Genomic DNA, 8,915 nt, shown 5'->3' on the forward strand with positions numbered 1-8,915 from the left:
TATATAGCCGCGCCGCTCGGGTTGCACAATCACTTCGTCGCGCGCTCATTTACCGAGCGAAAGCGCGGCTGCGAGATTGGAATCGATCTTGTCGAGGAAGCCGGTGGTCGACAGCCATTTCTGATTATGGCCGACGAGCAGCGCCAGATCCTTGGTCATGAAGCCCTGCTCCACGGTCGAGACGCAGACCTGCTCGAGCGTCAGCGCGAAGCGCGCCAGCGCCTCATTGCCGTCGAGCTTGGCGCGATGCGCGAGCGCGCGCGTCCAGGCGAAGATGGAGGCGATGGAATTGGTCGATGTCTCGTGACCCTTCTGATGCTCGCGATAATGGCGCGTCACCGTGCCATGCGCGGCCTCCGCCTCGACGGTCTTGCCGTCGGGCGTCATCAGAACGCTGGTCATCAGGCCGAGCGAGCCGAAGCCCTGCGCCACCGTGTCCGACTGCACGTCGCCGTCGTAATTCTTGCAGGCCCACACATAGCCGCCGGACCATTTCAGCGCCGAGGCGACCATATCGTCGATGAGGCGATGCTCATAGGTGAGGCCCTGCGCCTGGAATTGCGTTTTGAACTCGGCGTCGAAGACTTCCTGGAACAGATCCTTGAAGCGCCCGTCATAGGCTTTCAAAATCGTGTTCTTGGTCGAGAGATAGAGCGGGAATTTGCGGTTCAGCGCATAATTCATCGAGGCGCGCGCGAACTCGCGGATCGACTCGTCGAGATTGTACATCGCCATTGCGACGCCGGCGCCGGGGAAACGGAAGACTTCCTTCTCGATCACCGTCCCATCGTCGCCCTCGAACTTCATCGTGAGCCGGCCCTTGCCGGGCGTGCGGAAATCGACGGCGCGATATTGATCGCCGAAGGCGTGGCGGCCGATGACGATCGGCTGCGTCCAGCCGGGCACGAGGCGCGGGACGTTCTTGGCGATGATCGGCTCGCGGAAGATGACGCCGCCCAGAATATTGCGGATCGTGCCATTGGGCGACTTCCACATCTCCTTCAGGCCGAATTCCTGCACGCGGGCTTCGTCCGGCGTGATGGTGGCGCATTTGACGCCGACGCCATGCGTCTTGATCGCCTCGGCGGCGTCGATCGTCACCTGATCATTGGTGGCGTCGCGGTTCTGAATGGAGAGATCGTAATAGAGCAGCTCGAGATCGAGGTAAGGATGGATGAGCTTGTCCTTGATATAGGCCCAGATGATCCGGGTCATCTCGTCGCCGTCGAGCTCGACGACCGGATTCGCGACCTTGATCTTGCTCATGAAATGCCTCTCTCCGCGTGAGCCGCCGGCCTTATAGCGCGCGCTCGCCGCAAGGCAAAGCAGGCGCCATAGGCAAATCTGCGTCGCGCAGTGGCGTTCGCGCTTTTCTGAAAGGCGATTTTGATCGACGGCTGCCGAATGTTCAGGCGCCGACGCTCACGGCGCGCTCGCCGAGAGAAATTCGACCAACGCTTCCAATAGCACGATATGCGCATATCGTGCTATAAAGCCTCAAGGAGGCGCCCATGAACGTATCCGTCGGCAAGCATTGGGAAGAGTTCATCGATTCCCTCGTCAAGCAGGGCCGCTACGCTTCGGCGACCGAGGTGATGCGCGAGGGCCTGCGCCTCGTCGAGGAGCGCGAAGCCAAACTAAAGGCGCTGCGCGAGACGATAGAGGCGTCGCTGGCCGAAGGGGGCGAGCACAGCGACGAAGAGGTGGCCGCTTATCTCGATAAGAGAGCCCAGGAACTGAAAGCGCGAGGATATTGATTTGCGCCGACTCGTCTATTCGAGCGCGGCGCGACGAAGCCTCGGCGATCTTCTCGAATATCTGACAATCGAAATGGGTGCGGAAGCGCTCGCTTCGCCGATCGTGCGGCGCATTCGGGACAAATGCGTGAAGCTCGCGGAACTGCCCGCCATTCTCGGCTGGCCTCGCGACGATCTCGCGCCCGGCCTGCGCAGCTTTCCTTTCCGAGGTTTCGTGATCTTTATGCGCTATAGCGACGACAGGCTCGATATCATCGACATCGTGCACTCACGGCGGGACGCCGACGCCGTGATGGGCGAGACCGAGCATTGATCCCGTGACCGGCGCCGGAACCGACCACACCAAGCAAAGCCTCGAGGGCGGGCCGACCATTGTGCTCGTGCGGCCGCAGCTCGCGGTCAATATCGGCATGTGCGCGCGCGCCATGGCCAATTTCGGCCTCTCCGATCTGCGGCTCGTCGCGCCGCGCGAGGGCTGGCCGACGCGCGATCCCGTCTATCGCGACGCCTCTTACGCCGCCGCCGCCGGCGCCGCGCATCTGCTCGATTCGGCGAAGCTCTATGAGAGCGTGCGCGAGGCGATCGCCGATCTCTCCTTCGTCTATGCGGCGACGGCGCGCGGGCGCGGCCAAGTGAAGCCCGTGGTGACGCCCGCGACTGCAATGTCCGATACCGTCCTGCGCATCAAATCGGGCGAGCGCCATGGCGTGATGTTCGGCCCGGAGCGCACCGGCCTCGACAATGACGATGTCGCGCTCGCCGATTCGATCCTGACCTTTCCGGTCAATCCCGCCTATGCCTCGCTCAATCTGGCGCAAGCTGTGCTGCTCACCGGCTATGAATGGTTCCGCTACGCCCATGGCGAGACGCTGCCCTTCGACGTCATCGAGCGCTCGCCTCCCGCCACCCGCGAGATGACGCTCGCCTTCTTCGACTATCTGGAGAAGCATCTCGACGAGCGGCAGTTCTTCCGGCCCGAGACGAAGAAGCCGGTGATGTCGCGCAATCTGCGCAACATGTTTCATCGCATGAACATGACCGAGCAGGATGTGCGCACGCTCTGGGGCGTGGTGGTGCGGCTGGTGGAAGGCCCGCGGCGCGAACCGAAGAAGGCGGGGCGGCGCAAGAAAGACGAGCAGAGCTGAACCGGCGCGCGGGAGAAGGAGCGGCGCGCATCGGTTGCTGATATGATCCCTATATGTCCCGCTACGCCGAGCTCGCGACTGCGACCAATTTCTCCTTCCTGCGCGGCGCCTCGCATCCCGAGGAGATGGTCGCGCAGGCCATGGCGCTCGGCCATGTCGGCATTGGCGTGGCCGATCGCAATTCGCTCGCCGGCGTCGTGCGCGCTCATTCCTATCTGCGCGAGCATGCGAGCGAAGCGCCGGGCTTTCGCCTCGCCATTGGCGCGCGTCTCGTCTTCGCCGACGAGACGCCGGATATTCTCTGCTATCCGAAGGATCGCGCCGCTTACGGGCGTCTCTGCCGGCTGCTGACGCGTGGCAATATGCGCGCGCAGAAGGGCGCGTGCCGCCTCTTCCTCGACGATCTCCTGGAATTTTCCGAAGGCCAGCAGCTCATCGCGATGGAGGGCGCGGCGCTTCCCCCCGCCCTGCTCGCGGCAGCCGAGGAGCGGCTGTGGCTGGCGGCGACCGCGCTCTATGGCGTCGACATGCGCGCCGCGCTGGCCCGCCGCATCGCGCTCTCGCGAGAGACGGGCCTTCCGCTCATCGCTGTGAATGAGGCGAATATGCATGTCCCCGAGCGGCGCCCGCTCGCCGACGTTCTCGCCTGCGTGCGCGAGAAGACGACGCTCGACGACGCCGGCTATCTCCTCTCCGCCAACGCCGAGCGCGCGCTGAAAAGCGGCGCGGAAATGGCGCGGCTTTTCGCCCGAACGCCGCAGGCGCTCGAGGAGACAGCGCGCTTTCTAGAAGGCCTCTCCTTCAGCCTCGACGCGCTCGCGCATAATTATCCGAGCGAGCTGCGCGAAGGCTTTTCCAGCGAGCAGGAGGCGCTCGAACATTACGCACAGGAGGGCGCGCGGACGCGCTATCCGCAAGGCGTTCCCGAAAAGGTCGAGGCGCTGCTGCGCCATGAGCTGCAGCTGATCGCCGAGCTCGGCTACGCGGCCTATTTCCTCACCGTGCACGACATTGTGCGTTTCGCGCGCGCAAAGGAAATTCTCGCGCAGGGGCGCGGCTCGGCCGCCAATTCCGTCGTCTGCTTCTGTCTCGGCGTCACCGAGGTCGATCCGACCAAGCATGATCTCCTCTTCGAGCGCTTCGTCTCCGCCGCGCGCAACGAGCCGCCCGATATCGACGTCGATTTCGAGCATGAGCGGCGCGAAGAGGTGATGCAATATATCTACGCGCGCTACGGCCGCGAGCGCGCCGGCCTCACGGCGACGGTGGTCTCCTATCGCTCGCGCTCGGCCATTCGCGAGGTCGGCAAGGCTTTCGGCCTTTCCGCCGATGTCGTCTCGCGGCTCTCGAACAATGTGTGGGGAGGAACGGTGCAAGGAGAGGCGTCCCCACCTCCCCCTCGAGGGGGGAGGTCGAGCGCGGAAGGCGATCGGGAGGGGGTGACGACGCCCCGAGTCTTTGCCGTTGAACCCCACCCCGTCCGGCTATCGCCGGCCGCCCCTCCCCCTAAAGGGGAGGGTGAGCGCGAGCCGCGCCTCGCGAAAGCCCTCGAGCTGACGCGCGAGCTGACCGGCTTTCCGCGTCATCTGTCACAGCATACGGGCGGCTTCGTCATCACGCGCGATCGGCTGGACGAGATTGTCCCGCTCGCGCCCGCCGCCATGGAAGGCCGCACGACGATCGAATGGGACAAGGACGATCTCGACGCTCTACGCATATTGAAGATCGACGTGCTGGCGCTCGGAATGCTCACCTGCCTGCGCAAGGGCCTCGCCCTGCTGGCCGAGCGCTATGGCGTCGCGCATCGTCTGTCGTCGATCCCGCCGGAAGAAGCGAGCGTCTATGACATGATCTCGCGCGCCGACACGATCGGCGTTTTCCAGATCGAAAGCCGCGCGCAAATGTCCATGCTGCCGCGTCTGCAGCCGCGCGAGTTCTACGATCTCGTCATCGAGGTTGCGATCGTGCGCCCCGGCCCCATTCAGGGCGATATGGTGCACCCATATCTCCGCCGTCGCATCGGCAAGGAGGAGATCTCCTTTCCCTCGGCGGAGCTCGAGCAAGTGCTGCGCAAGACGCTCGGCGTGCCCTTGTTCCAGGAGCAGGCGATGCGCATCGCCATTGTCGCCGGCGGCTTCACGCCCGATGAGGCGGACAGGCTGCGCCGCGCCATGGCGACCTTCAAGCGCGTCGGCACGATCGGAACCTTCCGCGCCAAAATGCTCGCGGGCATGGAGGCGCGCGGCTATAGCCGCGATTTCGCCGAGCGCTGCTGGAGCCAGATCGAAGGCTTCGGCTCCTATGGCTTCCCCGAGAGTCACGCGGCCTCTTTCGCCCTGCTGGTCTACGCCTCCGCCTGGCTCAAATGCCGCTACCCGGATGTGTTCTGCTGCGCCTTGTTGAATTCGCAGCCCATGGGCTTCTATGCGCCGGCGCAGATCGTGCGGGATGCGCAGGAGCACGGCGTCGGCGTGCATGAGGTGGATGTGAATTTCTCCGATTGGGATTGCGCGCTGGAGAGGCGCGCGCAAGCGACGCCGCTGCATTCGCGCCACGCCTGCATGGCCGGCGACATTCGCGCCACGCATGACGTGCGGCTCGGCTTTCGTCAGATCGTCGGCCTGCGCGAGGCGGATATGAAGCGCCTCGTGGCGCGGCGCGGCGCCGGCTATGATTCCGTGCGCGATCTGTGGCTGCGCGGCGAGCTCGAGCCGGCGACGCTGGAGCGTTTGGCGGAGGCCGGCGCCTTCGCCTCGCTCGGCCTGCCGCGCCGCGACGCGCTCTGGGCCGTGCAGGCGCTCAACCGCGCCGGCGATAAGGACGAGCTCCCCCTGCTGCGCGCGCTCTCCTTCGCGCCGCAGGAGGAGGACGCGAACCTTCCGCCCATGCCGCTCGGGGCGGAGGTGGTGGAGGATTATCGCTTTTTGTCGCTGTCGCTGAAAGCGCATCCCATGGCGTTTCTGCGTGGGCGGCTGGAGGCGAAGGGGATCACGCCCTGTGGCGCGCTCGGCGGCGGCCCCCTCCCCAACCCTCCCCCGCAAGCGGGAGAGGGAGCAGACTCCACGCTTCATCGAGATTCCGCGCAACGCCGGCCGCTCCCCTCTCCCGCGCAGCGGGGGAGGGTGAGGGAGGGGGCAACGGGCCAAGGCGCGCGCGAGGGCGCGCGCGTGACGGTCGCCGGCCTCGTGCTGGTGCGGCAGAGGCCGGGCTCGGCGAGCGGCGTGATCTTCATGACGATCGAGGACGAGACCGGAATCGCCAATATCGTCGTCTGGCCGAAACTGTTCGAGCGGCAGCGTCCCGAGGTCATCGGCGCGCGGCTGGTGTCGGTCACGGGGCGCGTGCAGAATGAATCCGGCGTCGTCCATGTGATCGCGCAGAAGATCGAGGATCTGAGCGCCGATCTGCGCCTGCTCGAGCAATCGCGCGGGGCCAAGGCGCGCGAGCCCATTCCGAAGGGACGCAATTTTCAATGAGCTCAGATGATTTTCTCACTGCCTTCGACTCTCCGCCGGGCGTGCTGCAACGCGTTTCGCGGCTGACGCGCCGCATTGTCGCGCCCAATCCCGGCGCCTTCACCTATACGGGCACTTGCAGCTACATCATCGGCGAGGGCGAGGTGGCGATCATCGACCCCGGCCCCGCGGATGCTTCGCACATAGAGGCGCTGCTCGCCGCCGTAGCGGGCGAGAGGCTGCGCTACGTGCTCGTCACCCATACGCATCGCGATCATTCGCCGGCCGCGCGCATTCTGGCGGAGAAGACCGGCGCGACCATCGCCGGCTGCGCGCCCTATGCGCCGCCGCCCGATCTCGCGGTCACAGGCCCCGGCCTCGACGCCTCGCATGACAAAAGCTACACGCCGGACCTTCTCCTCGCCGATGGCGGCCAGCTGAGCTTCGGCGGCCTCTCGATCGAAGCCGTCGCGACGCCGGGCCATACGACCAATCACCTCTGCTTCGCGCTGGCCGAGGAGGCGACGCTCTTCACCGGCGATCATGTGATGGGCTGGGCGACGACCGTCATCGCGCCGCCGGACGGCTCCATGAGCGAATATTTCGCCTCGCTGGAAAAGCTGCGCTGGCGCGACGATCGCCTCTACTGGCCGGCCCATGGCGGGCCGGTGAAGGAGCCGCAGCGCTATTTGCGCGCCCTGCTCCACCATCGTCGGCAGCGCGAGGCCGCCATCCTCGAGCGCCTCGAGGCCGGCGACGAGACGATCGCCGTCATTGTCGCGCGCATCTATGAGGGCTTCGACGCGCGGCTGCAAAGGGCGGCGGCGCTCTCCGTCTTCGCGCATCTCGAAGACTTGATCGAGCGCGGCCTCGCCCGCTGCGACGGGCCGGCGACATTGGAAGCGCGGTATTTCAGAGGGGAGCGAATAGCGAGTAGCGAATAGCGAATAGCGAGTAGAACCACGCTACCGTCGCTAATCTCTATTCGCTACTCGCTATTCGCTATTCGCTCACTTCTCGTTCAGCCCCGCCTGCAGCTCCTCGGCGAATTGCCGGATACGCTTGGCGTTGGCGCCGAAATCATGGCGCCCGTAGCGCGAGGCGGAGCGCACGTCTATGCGCGTCTGGCCGGCCAGCGGACGCAGCCGCACGGCGATGTCGTCGGCAAAGCCCATCACCAATGTGCGGTCGAGAAAATCGAGATGGCCGACGCCGGAGCGGCCGCCGGGCGGGCGCTGGTCGATGACGCGCCAGCCGCGGCTCTGCGCCGTCTCCAGCACCAGCTGATAGGCCTCGTCCGGCTCGAGATCGACGACGATCGGCTCTATGTCGGGATAGCCGTCCCTCTGCCGCTCCGCAGTGTCGGCGTCGAAGCCGGCGGGCGTGAAGCCGGCGCGCGCCGCCACCGCCGCGCGCGAGGTGGAGAAGCGCGGCGGATCGGCCGTGTCGGTCGAGACGTCCGAGAGCACGGGCAGGCGCACGGCCTGGACCGCGAGATAGGCCGGATAGCCGAGCGTCGCCGCGGCGAGAAAAGCGCCGCCGAGCGCCTCGCCCAGCCCGCGCCGGCCCTCCTGCCAGATGACGACGCAGGCGGCGAGAAACAGCAGCAGCGCGACGAGCGCCACCACGATCGCGCCGCCCAGCACGGCGAGCGAGGCCTGCGGCTCCACCGCATTGGCGCGCGCGAGGATCACGGCGATCGCCGCGACCGGGAGAGAGAAAACGGCGAGCCGCCGGCACCAGACCGCGGCGTTGGAGACGGGCTCTTCTGGGATATGGCGCAGCATGGGGCGATCATAGCATCGATCGCGGCCCGCCTCATCCACAGCCGCATGCGGAAGATGCGCGGCGGGCTCCGCGATTTTACGAATAGTTTACCGGGGTAAGGGAGACTTTAAATCAAATGCACGCATTCCTCGAGCGTCGCTCAACCATTCAGTAGAGAGTAGCCGCCATGTCGAAGCTCGTCGCCACCGATTTCAGCGAAGCGCAATCTGCCGATCGTCCGCATGATCTGCTCGCCCGCCTCTATCGCGAGATCGGCATTTCGGCCGTCGCCGCGGCGCTCGAGGTGATGCATCCGAGCCAGGACGAGACCGAGGCCTCCGAGGACGCGCGCCTGCCGGCGATCCTCCTCGAGGAGCAGCTCGCGGCCTGACGGCCCGCAACTCTCTTCTCCCCGACTTGGGACCGCGAGCCTCGAGGCTCGCAGTCCCTTTTTTCGAAGCGAGCCCTAACGGCTCGCTTTTTTATTCGATGATCGAAGCGACCACGCCTGCTCCAACCGTGCGGCCGCCTTCGCGGATGGCGAAGCGCAGCTTCTCCTCCATGGCGATCGGAACGATGAGGTTCACCTCCATCGCCACATTATCGCCCGGCATCACCATCTCCACGCCCTCGGGGAGCGTCACAATGCCGGTCACGTCCGTCGTGCGGAAGTAGAACTGCGGACGATAGTTGGTGAAGAACGGCGTATGACGGCCGCCCTCTTCCTTCGTCAGAATATAGGCTTCCGCCTTGAACTTGGTGTGCGGCTTCACCGAGCCCGGCTTCGACAG

At 65.7% G+C, this 8,915-nt stretch carries 9 protein-coding genes; 6 read left to right on the forward strand and 3 right to left on the reverse strand.

The genetic code is table 11. From position 1 onward, the window contains the following. Nucleotides 1–45: 45 nt before the first annotated feature. Nucleotides 46–1,266 carry an NADP-dependent isocitrate dehydrogenase gene (locus ACT53T_RS08075; protein ID WP_476160822.1) on the reverse strand — a complete coding sequence of 407 codons (1,221 nt, stop codon included), beginning with the start codon at nt 1,264–1,266 and terminating at the stop codon, nt 46–48. A gap of 245 nt (nt 1,267–1,511) precedes the next feature. On the opposite strand from ACT53T_RS08075, the gene ACT53T_RS08080 reads away from it, so the two are divergent. From ACT53T_RS08080 to ACT53T_RS08100, 5 genes are read left to right on the forward strand one after another with little or no spacing between them, the layout of a single operon-like run. Then, nucleotides 1,512–1,757: a type II toxin-antitoxin system ParD family antitoxin gene (locus ACT53T_RS08080; RefSeq protein ID WP_018265318.1), complete on the forward strand. Its 246-nt coding sequence runs from the start codon at nt 1,512–1,514 to the stop codon at nt 1,755–1,757. Nucleotide 1,758: 1 nt separating this feature from the next. Further along, entirely contained in the window at nt 1,759–2,070 is a 312-nt protein-coding gene (locus tag ACT53T_RS08085; protein ID WP_476160823.1) for a type II toxin-antitoxin system RelE/ParE family toxin, read from the forward strand. A 4-nt stretch (nt 2,071–2,074) separates the two neighbouring features. After that, nucleotides 2,075–2,902, forward strand: coding sequence for an RNA methyltransferase (locus tag ACT53T_RS08090; protein ID WP_476160824.1), 828 nt, complete (start codon nt 2,075–2,077; stop codon nt 2,900–2,902). Between the two features lie 53 nt (nt 2,903–2,955). After that, nucleotides 2,956–6,378 carry a DNA polymerase III subunit alpha gene (gene dnaE / locus ACT53T_RS08095; protein WP_476160825.1) on the forward strand — a complete coding sequence of 1,141 codons (3,423 nt, stop codon included), beginning with the start codon at nt 2,956–2,958 and terminating at the stop codon, nt 6,376–6,378. Continuing rightward, entirely contained in the window at nt 6,375–7,301 is a 927-nt protein-coding gene (locus ACT53T_RS08100) for an MBL fold metallo-hydrolase (protein WP_476160826.1), read from the forward strand. The genes dnaE and ACT53T_RS08100 overlap by 4 nt, the downstream gene beginning before the upstream one ends. A gap of 66 nt (nt 7,302–7,367) precedes the next feature. Here ACT53T_RS08100 and ACT53T_RS08105 read toward each other — a convergent pair whose 3' ends face one another. Further along, nucleotides 7,368–8,144 (reverse strand): DUF1499 domain-containing protein, encoded by a 777-nt coding sequence (locus tag ACT53T_RS08105; protein ID WP_026191294.1) that lies wholly within the window; start codon nt 8,142–8,144, stop codon nt 7,368–7,370. A 167-nt stretch (nt 8,145–8,311) separates the two neighbouring features. Between ACT53T_RS08105 and ACT53T_RS08110 the strand changes: the two genes are divergently transcribed. Further along, nucleotides 8,312–8,515, forward strand: coding sequence for a hypothetical protein (locus tag ACT53T_RS08110; RefSeq protein ID WP_018265312.1), 204 nt, complete (start codon nt 8,312–8,314; stop codon nt 8,513–8,515). 91 nt (nt 8,516–8,606) lie between these two features. On the opposite strand, the gene ACT53T_RS08115 is transcribed toward ACT53T_RS08110, so the two are convergent. Then, the coding region (locus tag ACT53T_RS08115; protein ID WP_476160827.1) for an EF-Tu C-terminal domain-related protein at nt 8,607–8,915 on the reverse strand (309 nt) is incomplete at its 5' end.

The organism is Methylosinus sp. DMC45, from assembly GCF_056313885.1.

Bases quoted from the DNA above. Each gene is read 5' to 3' on its own strand.
- ACT53T_RS08075 (WP_476160822.1), bottom strand. From the start codon at position 1,266: ATGAGCAAGATCAAGGTCGCGAATCCGGTCGTCGAGCTCGACGGCGAC.
- ACT53T_RS08080 (WP_018265318.1), top strand. From the start codon at position 1,512: ATGAACGTATCCGTCGGCAAGCATTGGGAAGAGTTCATCGATTCCCTC.
- dnaE (WP_476160825.1), top strand. From the start codon at position 2,956: ATGTCCCGCTACGCCGAGCTCGCGACTGCGACCAATTTCTCCTTCCTG.
- ACT53T_RS08100 (WP_476160826.1), top strand. From the start codon at position 6,375: ATGAGCTCAGATGATTTTCTCACTGCCTTCGACTCTCCGCCGGGCGTG.
- ACT53T_RS08105 (WP_026191294.1), bottom strand. From the start codon at position 8,144: ATGCTGCGCCATATCCCAGAAGAGCCCGTCTCCAACGCCGCGGTCTGG.
- ACT53T_RS08110 (WP_018265312.1), top strand. From the start codon at position 8,312: ATGTCGAAGCTCGTCGCCACCGATTTCAGCGAAGCGCAATCTGCCGAT.